At 43.7% G+C, this 23,629-nt stretch carries 26 protein-coding genes; 12 read left to right on the top strand and 14 right to left on the bottom strand.

The window, feature by feature from the left end:
• Window positions 1-8: 8 nt before the first annotated feature.
• From AC2A4J_RS14375 to AC2A4J_RS14355, 5 genes are all read right to left on the bottom strand, one after another.
• Window positions 9-1,268: an SAM-dependent methyltransferase gene (locus tag AC2A4J_RS14375; RefSeq protein WP_255826801.1), complete on the bottom strand. Its 1,260-nt coding sequence runs from the start codon at window positions 1,266-1,268 to the stop codon at window positions 9-11.
• 26 nt (window positions 1,269-1,294) lie between these two features.
• The gene (locus AC2A4J_RS14370; RefSeq protein WP_484176513.1) at window positions 1,295-2,089 is read right to left on the bottom strand and encodes a DUF1365 domain-containing protein; all 795 of its coding nucleotides are present in this window, start codon (window positions 2,087-2,089) and stop codon (window positions 1,295-1,297) included.
• Window positions 2,083-3,333 carry an NAD(P)/FAD-dependent oxidoreductase gene (locus AC2A4J_RS14365; RefSeq protein WP_255826803.1) on the bottom strand — a complete coding sequence of 417 codons (1,251 nt, stop codon included), beginning with the start codon at window positions 3,331-3,333 and terminating at the stop codon, window positions 2,083-2,085. The genes AC2A4J_RS14370 and AC2A4J_RS14365 overlap by 7 nt, the downstream gene beginning before the upstream one ends.
• A gap of 63 nt (window positions 3,334-3,396) precedes the next feature.
• Window positions 3,397-4,146: an SDR family NAD(P)-dependent oxidoreductase gene (locus tag AC2A4J_RS14360; RefSeq protein WP_255826804.1), complete on the bottom strand. Its 750-nt coding sequence runs from the start codon at window positions 4,144-4,146 to the stop codon at window positions 3,397-3,399.
• Between the two features lie 10 nt (window positions 4,147-4,156).
• A complete protein-coding gene (locus AC2A4J_RS14355; protein ID WP_255826805.1) occupies window positions 4,157-4,600 on the bottom strand; it encodes a nuclear transport factor 2 family protein in 444 nt (147 codons plus the stop codon).
• A gap of 222 nt (window positions 4,601-4,822) precedes the next feature.
• Between AC2A4J_RS14355 and AC2A4J_RS14350 the strand changes: the two genes are divergently transcribed.
• The 5 genes from AC2A4J_RS14350 (at window position 4,823) to olsF (ending at window position 8,732) form a co-directional block, all read left to right on the top strand.
• Window positions 4,823-5,398 (top strand): sigma-70 family RNA polymerase sigma factor, encoded by a 576-nt coding sequence (locus AC2A4J_RS14350; protein WP_255826806.1) that lies wholly within the window; start codon window positions 4,823-4,825, stop codon window positions 5,396-5,398.
• 5 nt (window positions 5,399-5,403) lie between these two features.
• Complete coding sequence (locus AC2A4J_RS14345; RefSeq protein WP_255826807.1) at window positions 5,404-6,096, top strand: ChrR family anti-sigma-E factor; 693 nt, start codon at window positions 5,404-5,406, stop codon at window positions 6,094-6,096.
• Window positions 6,097-6,223: 127 nt separating this feature from the next.
• On the top strand, window positions 6,224-6,406 hold the full coding sequence (locus AC2A4J_RS14340; RefSeq protein WP_048814147.1) for a hypothetical protein: 183 nt from the start codon (window positions 6,224-6,226) through the stop codon (window positions 6,404-6,406).
• Window positions 6,407-6,594: 188 nt separating this feature from the next.
• On the top strand, window positions 6,595-6,804 hold the full coding sequence (locus AC2A4J_RS14335; protein ID WP_484176512.1) for a hypothetical protein: 210 nt from the start codon (window positions 6,595-6,597) through the stop codon (window positions 6,802-6,804).
• Between the two features lie 197 nt (window positions 6,805-7,001).
• Entirely contained in the window at window positions 7,002-8,732 is a 1,731-nt protein-coding gene (gene olsF, locus AC2A4J_RS14330) for a bifunctional ornithine lipid synthase OlsF (RefSeq protein ID WP_484176511.1), read from the top strand.
• A 7-nt stretch (window positions 8,733-8,739) separates the two neighbouring features.
• Here the strand turns inward: olsF and AC2A4J_RS14325 are convergent, their stop codons facing one another.
• Window positions 8,740-8,916 carry a hypothetical protein gene (locus AC2A4J_RS14325; protein WP_484176510.1) on the bottom strand — a complete coding sequence of 59 codons (177 nt, stop codon included), beginning with the start codon at window positions 8,914-8,916 and terminating at the stop codon, window positions 8,740-8,742.
• Between the two features lie 356 nt (window positions 8,917-9,272).
• Here AC2A4J_RS14325 and AC2A4J_RS14320 point away from each other — a divergent pair, with 356 nt between their 5' ends.
• The 3 genes from AC2A4J_RS14320 to betA all read left to right on the top strand — a co-directional run bounded on the left by AC2A4J_RS14320 (window position 9,273) and on the right by betA (window position 13,019).
• A complete protein-coding gene (locus AC2A4J_RS14320) occupies window positions 9,273-9,578 on the top strand; it encodes an isoamylase early set domain-containing protein (protein WP_484176509.1) in 306 nt (101 codons plus the stop codon).
• Between the two features lie 280 nt (window positions 9,579-9,858).
• Entirely contained in the window at window positions 9,859-11,316 is a 1,458-nt protein-coding gene (gene betB / locus AC2A4J_RS14315; protein WP_484176508.1) for a betaine-aldehyde dehydrogenase, read from the top strand.
• Window positions 11,317-11,351: 35 nt separating this feature from the next.
• Window positions 11,352-13,019: a choline dehydrogenase gene (betA, locus tag AC2A4J_RS14310; protein WP_484176507.1), complete on the top strand. Its 1,668-nt coding sequence runs from the start codon at window positions 11,352-11,354 to the stop codon at window positions 13,017-13,019.
• Between the two features lie 100 nt (window positions 13,020-13,119).
• Here the strand turns inward: betA and AC2A4J_RS14305 are convergent, their stop codons facing one another.
• Window positions 13,120-15,054 carry a bifunctional 2',3'-cyclic-nucleotide 2'-phosphodiesterase/3'-nucleotidase gene (locus AC2A4J_RS14305; protein WP_484176506.1) on the bottom strand — a complete coding sequence of 645 codons (1,935 nt, stop codon included), beginning with the start codon at window positions 15,052-15,054 and terminating at the stop codon, window positions 13,120-13,122.
• A gap of 225 nt (window positions 15,055-15,279) precedes the next feature.
• On the opposite strand from AC2A4J_RS14305, the gene AC2A4J_RS14300 reads away from it, so the two are divergent.
• Together AC2A4J_RS14300 and AC2A4J_RS14295 are read left to right on the top strand one after the other, a co-directional pair.
• Window positions 15,280-15,531: a type II toxin-antitoxin system Phd/YefM family antitoxin gene (locus AC2A4J_RS14300; protein ID WP_169460257.1), complete on the top strand. Its 252-nt coding sequence runs from the start codon at window positions 15,280-15,282 to the stop codon at window positions 15,529-15,531.
• Window positions 15,528-15,788: a Txe/YoeB family addiction module toxin gene (locus tag AC2A4J_RS14295; RefSeq protein ID WP_169460258.1), complete on the top strand. Its 261-nt coding sequence runs from the start codon at window positions 15,528-15,530 to the stop codon at window positions 15,786-15,788. Before AC2A4J_RS14300 ends, AC2A4J_RS14295 begins: the two co-directional genes overlap by 4 nt.
• Window positions 15,789-15,887: 99 nt before the next feature.
• Here AC2A4J_RS14295 and AC2A4J_RS14290 read toward each other — a convergent pair whose 3' ends face one another.
• Together AC2A4J_RS14290 and AC2A4J_RS14285 are read right to left on the bottom strand one after the other, a co-directional pair.
• A complete protein-coding gene (locus AC2A4J_RS14290; RefSeq protein WP_484176505.1) occupies window positions 15,888-16,754 on the bottom strand; it encodes a DUF2806 domain-containing protein in 867 nt (288 codons plus the stop codon).
• Between the two features lie 347 nt (window positions 16,755-17,101).
• Complete coding sequence (locus AC2A4J_RS14285; protein WP_484176504.1) at window positions 17,102-17,779, bottom strand: zinc metallopeptidase; 678 nt, start codon at window positions 17,777-17,779, stop codon at window positions 17,102-17,104.
• Window positions 17,780-17,886: 107 nt separating this feature from the next.
• Here AC2A4J_RS14285 and AC2A4J_RS14280 point away from each other — a divergent pair, with 107 nt between their 5' ends.
• Together AC2A4J_RS14280 and mltA are read left to right on the top strand one after the other, a co-directional pair.
• Window positions 17,887-18,465 carry a DNA-J related domain-containing protein gene (locus tag AC2A4J_RS14280; protein WP_484176503.1) on the top strand — a complete coding sequence of 193 codons (579 nt, stop codon included), beginning with the start codon at window positions 17,887-17,889 and terminating at the stop codon, window positions 18,463-18,465.
• 268 nt (window positions 18,466-18,733) lie between these two features.
• Complete coding sequence (gene mltA, locus AC2A4J_RS14275; RefSeq protein ID WP_484176502.1) at window positions 18,734-19,813, top strand: murein transglycosylase A; 1,080 nt, start codon at window positions 18,734-18,736, stop codon at window positions 19,811-19,813.
• Window positions 19,814-19,893: 80 nt separating this feature from the next.
• Here mltA and AC2A4J_RS14270 read toward each other — a convergent pair whose 3' ends face one another.
• The 5 genes from AC2A4J_RS14270 to corA form a co-directional block, all read right to left on the bottom strand.
• The gene (locus AC2A4J_RS14270) at window positions 19,894-20,823 is read right to left on the bottom strand and encodes an energy transducer TonB (protein WP_484176501.1); all 930 of its coding nucleotides are present in this window, start codon (window positions 20,821-20,823) and stop codon (window positions 19,894-19,896) included.
• Window positions 20,820-21,251 carry an ExbD/TolR family protein gene (locus AC2A4J_RS14265; protein WP_484176500.1) on the bottom strand — a complete coding sequence of 144 codons (432 nt, stop codon included), beginning with the start codon at window positions 21,249-21,251 and terminating at the stop codon, window positions 20,820-20,822. The genes AC2A4J_RS14270 and AC2A4J_RS14265 overlap by 4 nt, the downstream gene beginning before the upstream one ends.
• Entirely contained in the window at window positions 21,248-21,670 is a 423-nt protein-coding gene (locus tag AC2A4J_RS14260; RefSeq protein WP_255826857.1) for an ExbD/TolR family protein, read from the bottom strand. The genes AC2A4J_RS14265 and AC2A4J_RS14260 overlap by 4 nt, the downstream gene beginning before the upstream one ends.
• Window positions 21,660-22,337 (bottom strand): MotA/TolQ/ExbB proton channel family protein, encoded by a 678-nt coding sequence (locus tag AC2A4J_RS14255; protein ID WP_484176499.1) that lies wholly within the window; start codon window positions 22,335-22,337, stop codon window positions 21,660-21,662. Before AC2A4J_RS14255 ends, AC2A4J_RS14260 begins: the two co-directional genes overlap by 11 nt.
• 207 nt (window positions 22,338-22,544) lie before the next feature.
• Window positions 22,545-23,498, bottom strand: a complete 954-nt coding sequence (gene corA / locus AC2A4J_RS14250; RefSeq protein WP_484176498.1) for a magnesium/cobalt transporter CorA — start codon at window positions 23,496-23,498, stop codon at window positions 22,545-22,547.
• Window positions 23,499-23,629: the final 131 nt, after the last annotated feature.

The following is a 23,629-nucleotide window of genomic DNA, read 5'->3' as shown; positions in this document are numbered from 1 at the left end:
CATACCCGTTAAATCGACAAACGATGATCAGGTTTGGCAAAAACAAACTGCCCAGTACTGATCGCTCGTTCTTTAAAACCACCTTCACAGTAGGCGAGATAGAAATCCCACATGCGACAAAACACATCGTCAAATCCCATATCGGTCACTTCACGACGTGCCGCATGAAAACGTGTGCGCCAATCGGCAAGGGTTTTCGCGTAATGTTCAGTAATGTCTTCTAAGCCGACGATCTGCATGTCAGTTTTAGAAGCAATCTTATGAGCGATCACTTGATTGGATGGCAAACAACCACCTGGAAAGATGTAGCGCTGAATGAAGTCCACTGAACTGCGAGCATAATCGTAACGCTGATCAGCAATGGTGATGGCTTGGATCACCATTACTCCGTGCGGCTTCAATAGTGCACTGCATTTGGAGAAATAACTGTCGTAGTATTCGTGACCAACGGCTTCAATCATCTCGATCGACACTAGCTTGTCATATTGGCCTTGCAGATCACGATAATCTTCAAGCAATAAAGTAACCTTGTCTTGCAGGCCTTCCGCTTCCACTCGAGCTTTGGCAAATTCGTACTGCTCTTTCGATATTGTCGTCGTCGTTACTTGGCAACCATAGTGTTTTGCGGCATGAATCGCCATTCCCCCCCAGCCAGTACCGATCTCTAACAAGTGATCCTCTTTGCTAAGCTGAAGTTTTTGGCAAATTCGATCCAATTTATTCACCGAGGCTTCTTCTAAAGAAGAATTCACCTGAGGATATACCGCAGAGGAATACATCATGGTCGGATCTAAAAACAATGAGAAGAAATCATTACCCAAATCATAATGGGCAGAAATGTTATCTTTTGAGCCTTTCTTCGTATTGGCATTTAACTTGTGTACAATTTTGGCGCCGATGCGGCTCCAGATAGGGCGTTTCGCGTCCATTTTGTTGATTAAATTCAGGTTAGCGACCATCAAGCGAATAACACCAACCACGTCTGAAGAAGACCACCAGCCTTTCATGTAAGCTTCACCCGCACCAATACTGCTGTTTTGGAATACATCGCGGTAAGCATGAATATCGTGAACATGAATATGAGCAATATATTGAGTATGATCTTTCGATTCCCCAAAAGAATAAGTTTCACCGTTCTCTTCTAAAGTAAGATGGCCCACTTCTAATTTGCCCAACATAGTAAAAACCATCTTACGGGCTACATTATCAAACCATGTTGTCGTGCGATTTTTTCTCACTTTTTGATTATCCATACTGACGGAGTTCATACTTGTTAGTCTCCTAATGCATTTTGCTACTTATTACTTTTGTTAGTAGCCGTGTTAGATGATGAATTCGGATGTGAATAAAAAGGGACTTTCTTCATCCAAAGCTTAAGTGCTTGCCAATAAATACCAAATGCCACTTGCATGGTCATGACTGGATAACGAAACAACACCCTAGCCATAGTATTTGATGTAAGAGTCATTCGAGTTAGCGACAATGTGGCGTCAAACACACATTGCTCACCCTCTAATTCTTTGTTCTGCATGTGTACCGCTAATTTTTTACTCGGAACACTGCTGCGCCAATCATAAAAATGCTCCATCGGGTGAAACGGAGACACATGCATTGCCTTATTGAATTGAATACGCTGCATTTGATCACTTGGATCACATTTTAAAACGTAAGGGATTTTCTCTTTCCAAGGAGTGTTAGTCACTTCAAGCAACATGGCTTGCAGTTGCTCATTTTCATCAAAGCAGTAATAGATGGTAATGGGGTTAATGATGAAGCCAAAGTAACGGCAATTGGTCAGCATACGAACTGAGCCCGATAAATTCAGCCCCAGACGATCATTCACTTCCGACAACACCGCTTGTTTAATGGAAAGAGATTGGCTCCCGAAATAATCCTTTCGCGAGAATCGAGCGAGAGACCAATTCTTCATTGACCACCAAGGACTCATCGCCAGCACATCGTCTAACTCGTCTAAATCGAAATACATCATAAAAACACGATAGCGGAACGCATGTGCGCGTGGGGTAAACCGGCGGTGTCGCACCATGCCGTGATAAATAGCACTGTGCTTAGGAACAAAATCTACCATGAAATACCTAGTCCATTCGCAACACGAACACCGCTCCAGCAACCATCTTCATGGAAGCCGTTACGCCAATACGCACCACAAAACCATGTTTTGTTGACACCATTAATCTCTGACCAACGATCCTGAGCCTTGATACCTTCCAAAGTAAAGGTAGGATGAGAATACTGAAAGCGCCCAACTATTTTGTCTTCCGCGATCATATCCGTCTGGTTTAAGGTGACGACATAGGTTGTATCACTGGAAAAGTGCTGCAGAATATTCATGTTATAACTGAGGGTTGCTGGCTTAGTCCGATCAGAACCCAAATGATAGTTCCAGCTCGACCAAGCTAGTTTTTTCTTTGGCAATAGTCGTGTGTCTGTGTGCAGTACCACATCGTTATTTCGATAAGGAATCGCGCCCAAAATGGCTTGCTCATCGGCAGACGGGTCCCCTAACAAAGCCAACGCTTCGTCACTGTGACAAGCAAACACCACTTGATCAAAAATCTGTGCAGAGCCATCACCAAAATGAATGATGACTTTATCTTCAGAGCGGTGAACTTGAGTAATATCCGCCCCAAGCTGGATACGATCTTCGAATGTTTCCACCAATGGCTGCAAATACGCCGACGATCCGCCTTCAATAACACGCCATTGTGGGCGATCGTTCACACTTAACAAACCGTGATTTTTAAAGAAACGAACGAAAAACACCAATGGAAATTCCATCATTTCATCCAAAGTAGACGACCAGATAGCGCTGCCCATAGGAATGAGATAATGGCTCGCAAACCGATTGCCATAACCTTTTTCTTTTAGATATTCACCAAGCGTCACGCCTTCTTTCAATTGGCCGCTTTCTAAGTCTAGGATGGCTTCTTTGTTAAAACGCAAGATGTCTTTTAACATCCCCATAAAAGAGAAGTTCAACAGGTTGCGACGCTGAGCAAACAAGGTGTTTAGATTATTGCCACCATACTCTAACCCTGTACGCTGACAGCTAACACTAAAGCTCATTTCGGTGGCTTTAGACTTCACTCCCAACTCGTCCATCAAACGAATAAAGTTTGGATACGTCCAGTCATTAAAGACAATAAAACCGGTATCAATTGCCCGAGTACTGCCGGCTTCTTCTACTTGTACCGTCGCAGTATGACCGCCAATACGCTCTGCGGATTCAAACACCGTCACATCATGTTGTTGCTGTAAAAGATAAGCACTGGTCAGACCGGAAATCCCTGATCCAATAATGGCAATTTTCACTCATTGTCCCCTTAAAACATATTTTTATGACCAGCCAAACTGGTTTTTTTAAATGTGAAATCGTTATTTTTTCGGCGCTAACTTATCAAGCCATAACTTTGGAAAGTGTCGTCCAACCCATAACATAGCGGTTAATCGCTTAGGAAAAGCAAATTCATACGGACGAGATTTCAAGGCGCCAAACATGCGCTTTGCGGCTTCTTCAGGCGACATCAAAAATGGCATATCGAAAGTATTTTTTTGTGTCAAAGGCGTATCAACAAACCCAGGTAACAGACAGGTAACATCCACATTGAACTGCTTCAGATCCATGCGTAAAGAAGATAAGAAATATCGAATAGCCGCTTTACTAGCGCCATAGGCTTCTGCTTGAGGGAAAGCGGCTTGTACCGCTTGAGAACTCACCCCTACCAAATGCGGACTTGATGCGTTTTTAAGCAAAGGCAAACACACTTCAACACTGTTCACTAAGCCCAAAAAATTAACCGACATAATGCGATCCATCATTTTCCAATCTGGCTCATTAATCTCTAAATATTCACATGTTCCGGCATTCAATACAGCACAATCTAAATGAGCAGAATAGGAACTCAAAGTATCGTGAACGGCTTCAATCTGACTGTCATCAGTCATATCAAAGGGCACAAAGGTTAAACTATCAAAGGCTTCCAATAGACCCTCAAGCTCACCGGACTTTCTTGCGCTGGCCAACACTCGCCAGCCGTCTTCTAGATAACGCTTAGTTAAAGCAAGTCCTATACCAGAACTCGCTCCGGTGATCCAAACGACTTTTTTATCCGTGGCATGACTCATAATGCTCTCCTTAATTCGCTAGGCGCTTCTTTAGGCCTTTCACCATTGCACCCAACAGGGGCACATGTTCATAAATCAACTGGCCCAGGTCATAAACATCTTCATGAAAGTAGATACGGTCATTAAATTGCACCTGACTGATGCCACGCACCGTAATGGTTTTATTACCTAATTTTGGGTGTTTAAAATGCATGTTCCATTTTATGTACGCCGTATTTTCGGACACAATTTGATCCAAGTATTCAAAGCGGCCACTGTGAACATTGACACACATCTCAGACAAATAAGCATGTAACTTGTCTGCGCCACGTAACTCATGGACAGGATCTTTGAACAATACATCTTCTGTGTACACTTCATCTATTTTGTCGAGCTTTGGATGTTTCACATCAAGATAAAACGCCTTAAAACGCTCTATCAACAAAGAATTGGGATCCACTTTAGAGTCCGCCATGTCCATCACTTACCTTAGCCATCTTGATATGGAGAATTGACCGAGAATCAACTCGTTTCATTTATTCTGATTAAACGCACTGAAGCCAATTATGGATCACTCTATTTTCACGAATTGAAGAGCTGAAATTTTTTACTATTAAATAGATAGAATGTGATCCATGCTTCTATCTATCACGTATATCTTAGAAACAACATGTCAGCCTTCCTTTTGGAGCAATAAATGGAACGCGCAATACAAACAGAACCAGATGAACAACGCGTAGCGGACATCTTTGCGATTGCACAACACAGAGACCAAACGGCACTCGTTCGCCTATTTGATCACTATGTTCCAAAAGTAAGAGCGTTCTGTCTCGCGGCACAACCTGGCGCCAACTTAATGGCCGATGACATTGCTCAAGAAGTGATGATTCGCATATGGAACAAGGCTCACACATACAAGCCAGAATCCGCGTCTTTGAACACTTGGGTGTTTACGCTTGCAAGAAACGCACGTATCGATTATTTGCGCAAAAACAGCCGCCATCAGTCAGATATTGACCCAGAGTATCTTTGGCAAAATGTCGTCGACGAAAACGCCGACCCATTTAAAGACGCTCAGCAAAAAAGAGATCAAGAACGGATTCAACAAGGCTTAGACAAATTGCCTGCGGATCAAAAACAGGTTTTAGCCAAAGTCTACTTAGAAGGCAAAACCCACAAAGAAGCAGCGGAAGAGTTATCTCTTCCTCTCGGAACGATTAAGTCTCGAGTTCGCCTTGCTTTGCACAAACTCACTATTTACGTTAAGAGGTAGTATCGATGATTAACTACCATCCATCGATTGAAATATTGACCGACTACTCCGCCGGCTCATTACCATTAGCTCATTCTTTATGTGTTTCTACACATCTGGAACGTTGCCATGAATGCCAACAGCAAATTCGCAAGCTGGAGATGCTTGGCTCACACCTTTTTGATCAGACGAAGACAGACAGTCGTCAGCTGAGCAACTTAAAAGACAGCTTTTTCGAAAAATTAAATGCACAGGCCGAGCAAGTAAACGAGACGCAGCAGATCGAAGAAGAACCCACTGCGGTTGATTGGGACAGCTACACCATTCCTAATAGTCTTCGTCAATTTATCAAAAAAAGTTATGACGACCTAAATTGGATGCGCTTATCGCCTTCTTTCAAGATCGCCACACTTTATAACGAAGAAGGCGGCGCTCAGATTGCACTGACCAGAGTAAAAGCAGGCGCTCACATGCCAACTCACACTCATACAGGTGATGAAATTACCCTTGTATTAGAGGGGGCTTTTTCCGATGAAAGCGGTGTCTATCGTCAAGGTGATTTTATTAATCGTGACGCTAGCCACAAACATAAGCCAATCGTCACCAAAGATGCAGAATGCATCTGTTTAACCGTGTTAGACGCACCGATTGAATTTACTGGCTGGTTAACGCGCCTACTGAATCCTATTATTCGCCGATACCATCCGCATTCCGCTTAATGCAGACACTGTGCCTATCAGTAAAGCCAACGATAGGTACACGTTTGCAGACGTTAGCCAATAACAAGCAAATATTGTGAAAATCTGGTATAGTCCTTGTTCAAACTAAAAACAAGGACTATTTATCATGGCAACTAAGAAGAAACAGCCGGCCGCTTCGGAAACCTCGGAATCCATTGAAAAGCAAATGCAAGAGTTTCTAGCTCGCGGTGGACACATAGATAAAATCGATTCAGGAGTTAGTGGACAATCTCAGCTAACAGGATCACGTCACATTTCCCTAGGAAATAGCAAAACGAAAGCACAATAAGCTTTGGGGATACTTTACTAACGGTAAATATCCCTCGCTATTTTCGTTTGTACGCCAACTCTATAAACGCGATTTCAAGGTCTTCCTGTAAAACGTAAATAGATTGGCGAATCAAATAGTTAGTCTATAAAAGTGACTAACAATATGTAAGAAAACAATAATAGAATTTTTATTGATACAGGAACATTATGCTGAGCGAATCTGATCGCGCGTTTTTCCGCCCTAAATGGCGTCGAGTCACTGTGACTTTATTCTGTTTCGCATGGACGATTCTTGAATGGGTATCGAATGAACCTATCTGGGCAATGATCTCGGCAGGTATAACACTGTATTGCTTATGGAACTTCTTTTATAAGTTTGAAGAAACCACAGACGAAGACAACACACCAGCAAGCTAATCAGCAAAGCAAGCGTCTAAATAATCTAGCCTTATTTATTATTTGGCGGCTTTTCACTAATGGTTGGCGAAAAAATAGTCGCAAACGTCTTTATTAACTGGTCATAATTTCGCCACATAAACGTCACGACGCTGTCATATTAACGCTCTACTCTCATTAATAAGATACCTAAAAACTTATTAAAGCGGAGCGTCACTGTGATACAAGTCGAGCAAATGATTGCCAGTAAATCTCCTCACTTTTTCGACAAAAGCCCATTTATCACTCGCCCAACGTTAAGCGTGTTGAAACGCTTATTCCACGAAAGTGAAGTAAACCAATTCCTGGAAAAAAACCACGGCTGTGTCGGCTTCGAATTTATTGATCGAGTTCTGGATCACTTCAATTTTAGCTATCAAGTAAGTCAAGTTGATCGCCGAAACATTCCCGCCAGCGGTAGGGTAATGATCATCGCTAATCACCCTCTTGGCGCCTTAGATGGCCTCGCTTTACTTAGATTAATCGGTGAAATCCGCCCAGACGTGAAAATCGTAGCTAATGATTTATTAATGGGATTTGACGGCTTAAAACAGCTTGTTCTTCCCGTCGATAATCTTGGTGGAAAAACCGGACGTCAGCAACTCAAAGCTATCATGAGCTGCCTACATAACGAAGAAGCCGTGATTATTTTCCCGGCTGGCGAAGTGTCTCGTATGTCGCCAAGCGGTGTAAAAGATCAGCAATGGAACCAAAACTATCTAAAACTGGCGCAAAAGACTAACAGCCCGTTACTGCCGGTTCATATTGGCGGACGTAATTCCATGTTGTTTTACACCAGCTCTCTTTTATATCGTCCGCTATCGACCATTCAGCTCGCTAACGAAATGTTTCGTCAACGCAATCGCAAAATTCCCATGCAAGTTGGCCAAGCCATTCCTATTCAAGAGCTAGCCCAACTTCCACTAAGCGATAAAGAAAAAAACAAACTCGTAAAGCGCCATTTATACCGTATTGCCAAAGGCAAAAAACCGCTACTTAAAACCGAAAAGACCGTTGAGCATCCGCAAAATAGACAGATGATCAAACAAGAACTAAAAATAGCCGAACATCTTGGTAGTACCAAAGACAACAAGCAAATCTACCTGTTTGATTACGACCCAATGTCGGTGACGATGAAAGAGATTGGGCGCTTACGCGAAATTGCCTTCCGAAAAGTAGGTGAAGGCACAGGCGAGCGTTCCGATCTGGACAAGTTCGATCAGTATTATCGTCACCTGATTCTATGGGATGAAGAAGAACTAGAGATCGTCGGTGCGTATCGTATCGGAGAAGTTGCTCGATATATGAAATCAGATACACCAAATCGCATATACAGCTCTGAGCTGTTCCAATACTCGTGCGACATGGAACCTTATTTCGAACAGGGCATTGAGCTCGGGCGCAGCTTTATCCAACCAAAATATTGGGGCAAACGCAGCCTAGATTATTTGTGGTATGGCATTGGCGCTTATTTAGACAGACACCCTGAAATTCGCTACATGTTTGGGCCTGTGAGTTTGAGCAACAGCTACCCACAAGTAGCAAAAGATTTCATTGTTTCCTTTTACAAGCTCTATTATGCCGATAAAGAACACTTGGCGCGCTCTTTCACGCCTTATCAAGTTAACGCAGAACACGCTGATATTATTTCAGCCATGTTCAGCGGCGATAACTATGATGAAGACTTTAGAGTACTAAAAGAGCAGCTCAGCCACTTTGGCGCCAGCGTACCAACACTGTTCAAACAATACAGTGAATTGTGCGAAACGGGCGGAGTTCGCTTCTTAGACTTTGGTGTCGATGCCGACTTTGGCTACTGCGTGGACGGTTTGGTCCTAGTAGACCTGAATACAGTCAAAGAAGCGAAAAACAAACGTTACCGAGGTCACAACGATGGCTCTCAAGCTTAGTTAATAATCACGAATCATGGTGATGATCACGATAATGACGACTGTGAGAATGATGAACACGCGAATGATGGTCATGGAAATGATCATCCGCTTCTTGTTCAGAATGCTTAAAGACAACCAAATAAACAATCTTAATGACCAGCATAATACTTAACACAATAAGAACGACCATTTGAATATCCATAAAAACACCTCATTATTTTTGTTGGTGTCATTTGAGTATAGGACATGAAAACGGCGTTGAATGTGAATTTACGTCTTAAGTTTGTAGGGATTTGTCTTAAGCACTGAAATAGAGCACTTGGCGTTATTTCAGGAACTAAAGTGGCTATAAAGAGGGAGCCGAAAACGTAGGACTAACTGTTTTTAACATTAAAATTAATTAGTTAAAAAATATGGCTTAAGCTTTGCTTCACCTCTAAAAGAGTCTTTGAAAAGATTTCATTCTAAAACACCTGCTTAATGGCAGGGCTCAACAACGACCTCAGGCTTTTGCAGTAGCCTTACACATTTGTCTATCGTTAGACCATGGAGCTGGAAATGATTGAAAAAACGTATTTGAAAACAAAGCCCGAATGCAAAGTAAAATTCGCCTTACCTGCGGACGTCATTGGCGATGCCAAGCGTGTCTCTTTGGTTGGCGACTTTAATAATTGGGACAGTACAGCCAATCCGATGAAAAAACAGAAATCAGGCGTTTTTGTGTCAACGCTTAACTTGGATATCGAAACCTCGTACCAATTTCGCTATGTTCTGGACGACACACAATGGCTAAACGATGACATGGCTGATGCCTATGTTCCCAGCCCAATAAGCTACGACACAAACGGCGTCATCAGCCTGTAATAGTCGATTTTAGCTTAAAAGAAGCCACTGGCAATGCGCCTCCATATTTCACATGGAGGCGTTAACCTCTCGATTTCCCTCTTTTTTCCTCTCAAATTCGCCCTTAACAGCGGACACCATAACGTCATTTTTTTGCTCAAAGACACTAATTCATGGATTCGAGCTGCAATTTATAGCCAAAATATGTACAATTGTTTTTATTGAACGCGCGTTTAATAAAAAATCAAATACCTTAACAACTCTAAACAGAGTCGTTAAAACAGACTTAAAGAGGCACATCATGGCACATCAGCAGCAATACATTCACGGCCGCTACCATGCATCCACCAGCGGAGAACACTTTGAGACGATCAACCCAGCCACAGGCGAAGTGATTGCAACAGTCGAACACGCAGGACAAGCTGAACTAGATGCTGCTGTAGAGTCTGCAAAACAAGGTCAAAAAGTATGGGCAGCAATGAGCCCAGTAGAGCGCGGCCGTATTCTAAAAAGAGCGGCGGAACTATTGCGTGAAAACAACGAAGAACTTGCCCGTCTAGAAGTATTAGACACAGGCAAGCCACTTCAAGAAGCTATTTGCGTAGACATTCAAACAGGCGCTGACGTAATCGAATATTACGCAGGTCTTACCGACAAGATCCAAGGCGATTACCAAGACCTTGGCAATGGTAATTTCTTCTACACTCGTCGTGAGCCATTAGGTATTTGCGCTGGCATTGGCGCATGGAACTACCCAATTCAAATCGCCATGTGGAAATCTGGCCCAGCGCTGGCAGCGGGTAACGCGATGATCTTCAAACCTTCAGAAGAAACGCCACTTACCGCTCTTAAATTGGCTGAAATCTTTACCCAAGCAGGCTTGCCCGATGGCGTTTTTAACGTCATTCAAGGCGACGCTCGCACCGGTCAGATGATCACAGCTCATCCAGGGATCGACAAAGTATCTTTCACCGGCGAAGTCGGTACTGGTAAAAAAGTCATGACAGCTTCTGCGCAATCGTTAAAGCAAGTGACCATGGAACTTGGCGGTAAATCGCCCATGATCATCTTCCCAGACATGCCTGTCGACCAAGCAGTATCTGCCGCCATGCTAGCCAACTTCTACACCCAAGGCGAAGTATGTACTAATGGTACTCGCGTATTCGTTCACGCCGACATGTTGGACGCTTTCACCAAAGAATTAAAAGAACGCACCGAAGCTATGATCATTGGTGACCCGATGGACATGGACACACAAGTGGGTGCCTTGATTTCCAAAGATCACATGCAAAAAGTACTTGGCTACATTCAAGCCGCCAAAGACGCAGGCGCAACATTATTGTGCGGTGGTCACCAAGTCACTGAAAACGGCTTAGACAAAGGCGCCTTTGTGGCGCCGACTGTGTTCACGGATTGCACCGACGACATGCCACAAGTGCGTGACGAAATCTTTGGCCCTGTGATGTCAGTCCTGAGCTTCACCGACGAAGACGAAGCCATCGCTCGTGCGAACGACACGAAACTTGGTTTAGCGGCTGGCGTATTCACCAAAGACTTCGCTCGCGCTCACCGTGTGATTAACCAGCTACAAGCCGGTATTTGCTGGATCAATGCTTGGGGTGCGTCTCCTGCTGAAATGCCAGTAGGTGGTTATAAAGAATCTGGTATCGGTCGTGAAAATGGCATTGAGACCTTGTACCACTACACACAAAACAAGAGCGTCTTTGTCGATCTTAACGACATTCAAAGCCCTTACTAGGCGGGACGCTTAACTTTTAATAGATGAGAAAGGTCATGGCAAACGAAACGTACGATTACATTATCGTCGGTGCTGGCTCCGCAGGCTGTGTGCTGGCAGACCGACTGACAGAAAGTGGCGAACACAAGGTATTGCTACTGGAAATGGGCGGCTCAGATAAGAGCGTCTTTATCCAAATGCCAACCGCCTTGTCTTATCCGATGAACACCGAAAAATACGCGTGGCAGTTCCACACAGACAAAGAACCAGGCCTTGATGGCCGCGAAATGCATTGTCCGCGTGGTAAAGTGTTAGGCGGTTCATCATCTATTAACGGCATGGTCTATGTACGTGGCCACGCCTGTGATTTCGACCAATGGGAAGAAAACGGCGCCAAAGGCTGGAACTACCAGACTTGCCTGCCTTACTTTAAAAAAGCCGAAACATGGAAAGGCGGTGCGGACTTATACCGTGGCGGTGAAGGCCCATTGTCGACCAACAACGGCAACGACATGACCTACAACCCACTCTACCAAGCCTTTATTGACGCGGGTGAAGAAGCCGGTTATGGCAAAACGGAAGATTACAATGGCTTCCGCCAAGAAGGTTTTGGCCCCATGCACATGACGGTCAAAGATGGCGTGCGTGCTTCTACGTCTAACGCTTATTTACGTCGTGCCATGCAACGCCCTAATCTAACGCTCAAAACCGGCGTGCTAAGCCATAAAGTATTGTTTAATGGCAAAACCGCCACGGGCATTGAATTCAGTAAAAACGGTCAAACCCAACAAGCAACGGCCAGCAAAGAGGTCATTCTTTCAGCAGGCTCAGTTGGCTCACCTCAGTTATTGCAACTGTCTGGCGTGGGTCCAAAAGATGTGTTGGAAAAAGCCGGCGTATCTGTGCTTCACGAATTACCGGGCGTAGGTGAAAACCTGCAAGACCATTTGGAAGTTTACTTCCAGTACTACTGTAAGAAGCCTGTGACGTTAAACAGCAAGCTTGGCTTGATCAGCAAAGGCTTGATCGGTACGCGCTGGATGCTTTTCAAAACCGGTCTTGGCGCGACTAACCACTTTGAATCCTGTGGTTTTATTCGCTCTCGTGCTGGGCTAAAAGCGCCAAATATCCAATACCATTTCTTGCCTGCTGCCATGCGTTACGATGGTCAAGCGGCGGTGGAAGGCCATGGTTTCCAAGTACACGTTGGTCCAAACAAGCCAGAAAGCCGAGGAAAAGTGTGGATTGAATCCGCTGACCCAGCGGCAAAGCCTCGTATCTTGTTCAACTACATTTCGACCGAGCAAGACAAACAAGACTGGCGTGATACGATTCGCCTAACTCGTGAAGTGCTGCAACAGTCGGCACTAGACGATTACCGTGGCGATGAAATTCAGCCGGGTATGAACGTCCAAAGCGACGAAGAAATCGATCAGTGGGTAAAAGAGAACGTAGAAAGTGCTTATCATCCATCTTGTACTTGTAAGATGGGCGATGACAACGACCCAATGGCCGTGTTGAACGAGCAATGCCAAGTGCGTGGTTTGCAAAATCTACGCGTGGTGGATTCGTCTATCTTCCCAACCATCACCAACGGCAACTTAAACGCACCAACCATCATGGTGGCCGAAAAAGCCGCTGACATGATTCTTGGCAAAGCAGCGTTACCAAGCCTAGACACACCCGTTTGGATTCACCCCGAGTTTGAAACCAAACAGCGTTAATAAAAGGCAAAAAAGCTCACAAAAAAACGCCTGCTAAATCCTAGCAGGCGTTTTCGTTTAGACACTTCTTTCTATTTCAAGAATGGCTATTTCAACTCAGCTATTTCAATTCAAAGACAGCAAAACCGTTACCATCTAAAGATTGGTAATGCATGTTGTTACTCGCTGCCTCTTTGGCTTTTGGCGACGTAGTGAACAAGACTTTCGCTTTACCAAAATCGGTAAACGACCAATTGCCGTCAGCCGCTGGATTGATGGTTGTTTGGCTCAGTAGGTAATTTGCCACCACATCACGGTTTTTATCTGGGGCATCAATCACGATGGTTTCGCCATTCAGGTTAGGGAAATGACCGCCGCCGCCAGCGCGATAGTTATTGGTTGCCACCAAGAACTCATCTTTCATTCTTAATGGTTCGCCGTTAAACATCGCCTTGGTAATACGATGCGCGTCTTTATTCACCACTTCCCCATCTCCGTTGTAGCGAGCAGGCTGGGTGACATCGATCTTGTAAGAAATACCATCAATCACATCGAAGTTATAGGTTGGGAAAGACGCATTCACCAACTCTTGAGGCTTAGTAGAAGTCGCATCGATCTGATTAAACTGCCCTGCAGCCGCTTCTAACCATTCCACCACTTGCGCACCAGTCAACTTCACGACTTTTAAATCGTTCGGATAAATGTACAAATCACTGACGTTTTTCAGAGCGATATCGCCTTTTGGTACATCCGTGTAATAGTCTGGACCACCACGACCGCCGGCTTTAAATGGCGCTGCGGCAGACAATATCGGCAAACCTTCATAAGACGTACCGCGAACAATATTTTCCACATACCAAATCTGCGCATTGTTGACGATCTGAATAGATGGATCATCTTGCACTAACGCAAAGAAGCTATTGATATCAGCTTTCGATTCGCCCACTTTGCGACGCATATAGGCCAGTGTGCCTTCATGCTCCGTTTCAACCGCCTTATTCACGGCAGCATCTGCTTCGACTAATGGCACAGTCTTACGGCCTTCACGACGAGCAATGGCACGAACTTCTGCTTTGCCGTCCGCAACTTTCCAACCGTTACCATCTGGCTCTAGAGTCAGGTCAATTACCCCTAGGTGAGATCCCCAGAACCCAGGCATAGTGGCTGGCTTACCAAAGACGGTGCCTTTCTCGCCATCAACCCCTTCAAAAGCGTCTAATTCTTTATCGCCCGGGAAAATTCGATGAGAATGACCAAATAAAATCGCATCAATGCCGTCTACTTTTGCAAGATGATAAGACGCGTTTTCTTCGCCTTTCATGTAAGGCGAATTCATCATGCCACTGTGTGGAATCGCGATAATCACATCCGCGCCTTGGGCTTTCATTTCAGGCACGTATTTATTGGCGGTTTCGATAATGTCTTTGGCAATAACTTTATGGGTTAAATTGTCTTTATCCCAGGTCATAATTTGCGGTGGTACAAAACCAATGTAACCGATTTTGACCGTTTGTTTTTTGCCGTCAGAATCGACGAAGATTTTGTCTTTGATGATATAAGGTTGGAAATAAGGCTGATCATTAGACGCATCGTTGTCGCCATCGTCCACGTAAACATTGGAGTTCACGTAAGGGAAATTGGCGCCACTTAAACTCTTCATTAAAAAGTCTAAGCCATAGTTAAACTCGTGATTACCGATATTACCCACATCGTAATCCAACAAGTTCATCGCTTTAAATGCAGGGTGTGTCTCACCAAAGCGCAGTACTCGACCTTTGGCAACATAATCGCCCAACGGCGTGCCCTGTAATAAGTCACCGTTATCCACCAACACAGAGTTCGTTACTTCTGCACGTGCGGCTTTGATCAAGGTCGCCACACGAGACAAACCAACCGCATCACTTTGCTTATCACCGTAGTAATCGTAATCCACCAAATTCATGTGAATATCCGTGGTTTCCATGACTCGCAAGTCAATAGTCGAAGCCTGCGCCATCGCAGTAAATAGCAAAGAAGAGGCGAAAAGTGTCGCACCCTTAGGAACAAAAAACGTCATGAAACTACTCCATTCACAAAGATCTTTCTTATTAAAAAATACTAACTAAAAAGTCAGTTTTCATAGTAAGACGATTTTATGCGAAGTTCATGCCTTTTTTGTGACAGGTCTAGAGAAGGTTTTGTGCGGTCATATAAAGGCATCAGATTACTTTAGCTGATTGCTTATTATGTAACCACAAGATATCATGTACGCAATAACGTACATGAGCAATTTGGAGTCACCATGGATGCAATAAGCTATACAGCTGCTAGAGCAAACCTAGCCAACACAATGGCAAACGTTTGTAATGACCACGCGCCAATTATCATTACTCGTAAGAATGAAGCCCCTGTGGTTATGATGTCTTTAGAAGACTATAACGCCATGCAGGAAACAACATACTTACTAAGATCTCCTGCAAATGCTAGAAACCTATTAGCATCGATTGCAGAGCTTGAAGCGGGGAATGGAACTGAACGAGAGCTTATTGAATGAAGCTAACGTTTTCTACCAAGGCTTGGGAAGAATATCTTTATTGGCAAACAACAGACAAAAAAGTACTAAAACGTATTAATTTGCTCATTAAAGACATTCAAAGAACGCCCCATGAAGGCATTGGAAAACCAGAGCCGTTAAAACACGGCTTAGCTGGATATTGGTCTCGTCGGATAAACGATGAACATCGTATCGTCTATAAACACCAAGATGGCGCGATTCTCATTGCCCAGCTTAGATATCATTATGGAGTGTAGTGCGACGTCAAAATGGGACAAACTCAAGCATCTGCACTGCACTGCACTGTAAATACTTCACTTAATGCAGACTAAAGTCACTAAATCTTCTCAAATAACTTAATTAAGACACTTTTTCACGCTGATGTTTTTTTTACTCCAATAAGAGAGAACTTCATTTTTATATACTTCATTTTTAGAGCGATATATTATTTCAAGTAACTCTTGACCCGCGACAGTTAAATTGACATTTGATAAAGATAAACCTTTTGTTTCTAAAGGGAGCTCCAAATCAAACTTTTCATCAAAGTACTCTAAACTGATAAATTTAGAATCTATCTTATACCCATCCCAAATATTTATTTCTGTTAGACCACAAGTTTGTAACGTAATAAGATCTCTTAAATTTAAGCTATCAACCCCCATCTCCCCAAAACCATTATTATCCTTTCTATCGAATGATACGATGACCCATGATTCTTCATTTTTCCAGGCATATTGGGCCAAATAAGAAAACATTTCAGCTTCATTTTTTTGCAGCGTTTTCAACACAGAGAGAGTTCTCATTGAGAACGAACCTGGCACAGCGACTTCTCCAGCCAAAATTTTAGCCCAAATAGATTGCATAGAAGAACGGCTGACATTCTGACAACAATCAAAAAAATTCATCATCCATTCCTGTTCAGGTGTATCTGTTGATACTGAGTCAGGAAGGTTATCAATGGAAATTTCTATTATTGATTCTATATTTTTTTGTCTCACCAGCTCTTGGTGATTTAATCGAGAAAATGCTCTACCTTCAATGTCTGAAATTTCTAAACGTGTCTTAGCTTCAATTATCGAAGCCTCAGCATTGGCTTTTGCTAACTTTCGAATCTTCCTTGGCTCATATAATGTACCTATTGCAGATTGAACAGATTCAATTAATTTACTAATTGGTTGTGATAAGTCCCCTAAATTAACTGCAGTTACTTCATTTTTTGTCATATTTTTTCCTGCGTCCTAACATGTATAGACTTCAATTTTTTACAATTAAACTTAGCGTATCATTACCAACAGCCGATTCATTATTAAAAATGTGCAAGTAATAGCCCCTTATTAATCGATACTAAAACGCTTGCTTGCTTTCTACCAGTAAAAGATGAACAAGAACCAAACGCCGTTTTGATGAGGTAGGCGATACTTACCTTGCGTTAGAGAGTAAAGAAAAACGCCATTTAGTTCGAGTCTTGTGAGGACGTGACTTGTCGGCCAGAAAGCGCGACTTACGCAGATACGTCGGATCACGGTCGTGCCTCCCTCATCCGACCTACGAGGCAGAGGAAAGAAGGGAGTTATCGTTTAAACCAGCGCCAAACGAAGAGGACTTTAATCAAAGCAGCAGCCACATAGGTCATGGCGCAGGCAGTGAGGATCTTCTTCACCTTGGGTAAGTCTTCTTGTGGGATATAGCTGCCTTCTTTCAAAATAGGAAGCGCTTTGTTAAAGCTGGCGTCCCATTCTTCTGGCAGTATCGCTAGTTGCACGATAACCGCTAATAATCCGGATAAACCAACAACCAAGGCATGCAAAGGCACAGCGTAGGGAATATGTAGCAGCAAGCTCAAGGCGGGCCAGCCAAGTAATAAACCTGCGGTGATTCGTCGAGCAAAATGCGCCAAGGGCAAATAGCGAGTGCTGAGGTGGGAAATTTTTTGCTTCTTCTCGTGGGCAATGGCATGTCCTACTTCGTGAGCCGCCACAGCAACCGCCGTTAAAGAGCGACCACTAAGGACACTCGGACTAAGGCGAACCGCATGTTGACCAAAGTCAAAATGATCATGGCCTTCTTGTGTGGCTTCTACTTTTACTTCATTTAGTTCAAAGCGTTTCACCAAATGTGTCGCCAGCTCACCGCCTGTTCCAGGTAAATCTTCGCGATCCGTGGCATAGCGTTTTAAGGTATATTTTACCCACGCGCTTGGCCCAACAAACAATAAAAGAGCGATAACAATACCCACAATCCATAACATAACGTTGTCTTTCTATTATCCAAGTTAAAAAAGTTCCGGCTCAACTTTGACCATTTTTAGGTTCATCACATACACTGTAGTAAATACCTAAAGTATACGAGCTAGATATGAAAAATCCTTTAGTTGGTCCGATTCTCGCGATCCTAAAAAACCACCCAAATGGTATGAGTGAGTTTGACATACTAAAAGAGCTAAAGATCCAGCTAACAGAATTTAGTCAGCTCGCAGACGATCCTAATTTACAACTGTTTCGTCAGCACTTTCTCATTATGAATGCTTTGTATCAATTGCAAAGCAGTCTCTGGCAAGAAGAAAAGCTGATGCTATACATCAGTGCACTTCGAATTCACCTAGTTAGCGCATCCGATATTCAATTGTCTGCTAGTACCAGTTTAAACGACAGCGTCGATGCAAAGTTAGCGGCTTACTATTTAGACTGGGAAGAATACGAAAAAACCGATGAAGATGAAGTATCTCGCCTTCTTAATAGCTTTTACAAAGGAATCAGCTTATCGGGCAATCGAGATTCGGCCTTAAAAACCCTACAAATAGACAGCAACAACCCTACCAAGACGATTATCAAGCAACAGTATCGTAAGCTCGCACAGAAGCATCACCCAGACAGAGGTGGCGACCAAGACATTTTCATTGGGCTCAGACAAGCCTATGAATACCTCATGTTCTGATCTCTATGGCGTTGGCAAAGTGTAAAAGCCTTTTCCTATCGTTGCTTTCATTTCTATAAAAACTCAAGATGAACCTCGCTCGCTATTCATTGTCAAAACAGGCGTGATCAAAACTCAACTATTTATTATTTTACCGATTCATTTTATAGAAATAGGGCTTATGATTTTTTCTTCTTTTTTACGACACCTTTTACCGCCTAAAACACATCGCCGCTTCCTTATTCGCCCTCTTTGTCTTATTTCTTTTACCCTGCTTAGCAGTTGCAGTGTGAACGAGATCGATAGCTCCAATGACTTCGAAAACAATGGCCGAGACACATCCGCACTGAAACGCGAAACATTATACTTAAAAGAAAGCCTACCACCGGGTTTACCCATGCCTGACGAGAGCTTCGAGAGTGGCTTACAGCAACAACTAAAATACTTGAACCGCATTGGCGATAAAGATTTCGTACTTGAGAACACGCAAACCAGCGTGGCAGATTTAAAAATCGTTGCCCAAGAAATTGGTAAATGGCTACACAATCCCGCGCAGCAGCCGCAACTGATTGCTCATCAATTGTCGGGACAAGACCAAAGAGGCAACGTGCAAATCACAGGTTACTATGTACCTGTTTTACCCGTTCGCCACTTACCCGATGAAGTGTATCGCTACCCGCTTTATCGTAAACCTGCACAACGAAATGCTGATGGAACTTACCCTTCTCGCGAAGAAATAGACTTTGAAAATGCCCTCGCTGGACAGGGATTAGAAATTGCTTACACCTCTAGTTTGGTCGACAATTTTTTCTTGCATGTGCAAGGTTCTGGCGTCGTTCAATATGAAGATGGTGAGCAGAAGCTCTTGTCTTGGGGCGGGGTAAACGGACATGCTTATCGCAGTTTAGGAAAAGAACTGATTGAGCGAGGTGAGATCGATCGAGCCCATATTTCCGCCCAAAGCATTCGCCAATGGCTAAATGACCACCCAGACAGGAACCGTGAGATTTTATCCACCAATCCAAGTTATTTGTTTTTTAGCGAAGGGCCAAAAAGCCCAGTTGGTGCGGCTAACGTGCCATTAACGCCTTTGTATTCCGCCGCAGTTGACCCCAATGTCATTCCACTTGGCTCCATTTTATTGGCACAAGTTCCGAAGCTAGACACTTACGGTAACCTAGTTGGCCATGAGTTTCGTCTTTTGCTAGCGCAAGATAAAGGCGGTGCGATCAAAGGGCCGGGGCACATTGATTGGTATCAGGGCATTGGGGAAGAAGCCCACTTTCATGCGGGCCAGCTAAAGCATTTTGGCAAGGTTTGGTTATTACTACCAAAGAATCCAGCGCCGAAAATTCTCATTGCTCAGTAAGCTATTTTTGAAACAAAAACGCCGCGCTTTCATATTCAAAGCGCGGCGTTTTTATTCTTCAGTATCTCAGGTTCACTATCTTATCTAAGATCACTTAGCTTAAAGGACACTGGCAAGTTAATTCGCAATTCCGTTTCAACCATATCCTTTGAGAATTTAGGCAAAGGCGTTGAGCGTTTTATCATGTCCAATACCGCATTATCCAAACGCTTATGGCCAGAACTCTCTGTGATTTTTACATTTGATACAGAGCCATCCGCATGCGCCACGAATGATAAGGAAACAACGCCTTCTTCATTACGACGACGAGACGCTCTTGGATAACGTTTATTCTGGGCTAAAACCGATGTTAGTTTGGTAAAATAATTTGCCTTAGCGCCTGGATTACCGCCACTGGTTGCAGCCGCTGCGCTTCCCGTTGTGGCTTTTTGGTTCGCCATTGATGGCGGTGCAACTTGTTTAGGAGCCGCTTTAACTACTGGTGCTTCTTTTTTCGGTTCTGGCTTGGGTTCTGGCTTAGGCTCTGGCTTGGGCTCTGGTTTAGGTTCCGGCTCTGGCTTTTTCACTTCAATTGGAGACGCTTGCTTAACTTCAACAGGCTCAGGCTCTGGTTCAATAACGGGTTCTGGTTCAACAACTGGCTCAGGTTCAACAACTGGCTCTGGTTCTACCACAGGATCTGGCTCAACAACGGGGTCTGGTTCTACAACTGGCTCTGGTTCAACCACAGGTTCTAGCTCAACAACGGGGTCTGGTTCTACCTCTTCTTGAACCTCTTCCTTTTCAATCGGTTCTTCTACTGCTTCATCAACTTCTTTCACTTCTTCTTGAGCGGCTGTAGATTGAGCTGCAGCACCAAGATCACCCACCATGCCTAGGTCGAACTCAATACCTTGTGAACCCTCAGACTGACTACCTACAGATGGCGCGTAAAATACCGCATAGAAAGCAGCTGTATGAACAGAAATAGCCAAGCCACCTGCAATAATCCAATGACGCGTGGAAATCATTTATTTTCCCGCTCCAGCTGTGTCGCCAAGCTGACTTTCGTAAGACCCGCTAAACGCACTTGATTAAAAATGGGGCGAAGTTTTTCTAACGAAATGGCACCATCAGCTTTGATTTGTACCCAAAAACTGTCTTGATCGGATGATGTAGCAAATGCTTGTTCTAAATAGGCTTGAATATCATCGACGACAAATAGTGCATCATCCACATATAAGCTGTCATCCGCACCCAGTACAATCTCAATATTTGGGTCCGTTGCCGCTCGGTTATCGTTAATCGATTGAGGTGGAATAACGGCGATAGGATCAGCTTTTTGAATCTGCCCTGCGACCATAAAGAATACCAACATCAAGAACACCACATTAATCAGTGGCACCATGTTGTCGTCGTTGCTGGCGTTTCTCGCAGCGTATTTTTCACCTATCTTCATTTCGCCTCCGGCATAGCAAAGGCATTCGCAATCGATACGGTTTTTGCACCATTAAGTTTTAAGCGATCAGCAAGGTGCATCAAGGTCTGTAGAGTCACGCCATCTTCCGCTTTGATGACAAAAACGCCCTCATTATGATCTGTGACGAGCGCTTGAAAACGAGATTGATCGGAGAAACTAATGGCTTGGTCATCAACCCAAACCTGATCGTTATTTTGCTTCAAGGTCAGAATAAGGTTGTCTTTCTCTTGCGGCGGAGTCTGAACATCGGAGGCGACAGATAATGGCGTATCGACAATACGCCAAGGTACAAAAGTCGAGGTCAGCATGAAGAACAGTAGCAATATAAACACCACATCGATCAGTGGTGTTAAGCTAATCGCATTCTTACGCTTTGGTTGAGACAAATTAAGCGGCATGCAACATCTCTTGAGCAGCCTTTTCAACCAAGTGCTTGGCTTCTTTACTGGTAAAAACTTGTGTTACTGCGTCATTCATATTATGGGCAATACGCTCTACTTTGCGCTCTAGCCAGCTTTGTAATGTCACAACAGGAATAGCGACTGCTAGACCGACTGCTGTGGTTAACAACGCTTGCCAAATACCACCAGATAGAACAGAAGGGTCAACTTGATTGCCCGCACCTTCCATTTGTTGGAAAGCCGTTATCATGCCTAATACCGTGCCAAGCAAACCTAGTAATGGGCTCAAAGTCGCGATGATTTCTAAAGGGCGAAGATAAGAGCGCAACTGATTGAGCTGATTCATAGCGCGACGTTCTACTTCTTCACGAATAAGATCCGCTCGAGTATTGGTCGCTAGCAAGGCACGCATTGTGTAAGCAACTAATGCATCAATCGGACGTTTTTCATCGAGTTTTTCGAGTGCGTCTTCGCCACTACCTTGACGCCACTCACTCAAAGCCAAATTACTTGTCTTCAAGCTTTCTGCGCGAAGTGAAGAGAATTGCCATAGCTTTAACAAAACAATTGTCAGAGCAACGACAGAAAATACCATCAGTATCCATACCACAGGCCCACCGACCTGCAAAAAGTCGACTATTTTCTGTTGAACTGAATCTTCCACGACACTCTCCAATGAATAAAAAACACTAAACAAATGGTAGTCATTCTCAACCACGTTTTCAATAAGTAATTACTCAAATAGAAAGATATACAGACTAGAACAGTCTATTAACAAGAAAATACACAGGGAAGTAGACAGAAGGACGGCATGATCACATAGGTATCTATTAAATCATGCCGTTTTATAGCAGTAATTTATTAAGTAACCTTATAACCAACCGCGGTGTTTAAAGTACCAATAAGGCGCAAACGCAGAAAAAACCATCAAACCTAATGCCGCCGGATAGCCGTAATCAAACCCCAGCTCAGGCATGATTTCAAAGTTCATCCCGTAAATACTAGCAACCAAGGTTGGCGGTAAGAACACCACCGAGGCTATGGAGAAAATTTTGATGATTTTGTTTTGTTCGATATTGATAAAGCCCTGAGTGGAATCCATCAAAAAGTTGATTTTATCGAATAAAAAAGTCGTGTGAGACATCAGAGTTTCAACGTCACGCATGACCTCACGTAAGGTTTCTGAATAATCTTGTCGATTAGGCAAATGTCGCAACAAGAAAGAGATATTACGCTGCGTATCCATCAAACACAGACGAATTTTTCCGTTACTGTCTTCTAGACGCGCTAATTTTTCGATAATGGTATCCAGCTCGGTTTCGTCATCCTCTAACACTAGGTGGCTCACGTCTTCCAACTGACGATGAGAATCTTCTAGCGTATCCGCGTGGTTCTCCACTTTATTCTCAAGTAAAGTCACTAATAAATGAGCTGGAGAATCGACAATAATTTGCCCGCGACGAGCACGCATACGCAACAACCTGAAATCGGCTAACTCTGTTTCACGGATAGTGATTAGCCTGTCTTGCTGCAAAATACAGGCAACCGTAGATGTTTTATGACGCCCTTCCGTTTGGTTCAAAAATAAAGAGTGAACATGAATGCCAGCTTGATCGACAAAACAACGAGCGGACGCTTCAATCTCTTCCACATCATCGGATTCAGGAAGGTCCGTTCGTAATAACGCCTTTAGTTGCAAGCGTTCATCATCATCCGGCTCGGCAGCATCAATCCAGTTGGCTTCTTTTTGCAGAGTGACAAAGTTCTCGTCTTCTTCTTTAATCTCTTGAATCAATCCATTGCGGATTTTAAAAAATCTTAACATGCTACATCCTCGATATACTCAGTATCTGATGGTCATTATACCTAGGTTATAGCTTACGTCTGTGACAAATTAATGAGAATAAAACGGACATAGAGCAAAAGAAGACAGCGCGACGCCTCCCTCCCTCTTCA

Source organism: Marinomonas sp. ATLA20, assembly GCF_057180105.1.
The sequence above is the reverse complement of the archived record's forward strand: the minus strand, read 5'-3'. Positions and strand labels throughout refer to the sequence as shown.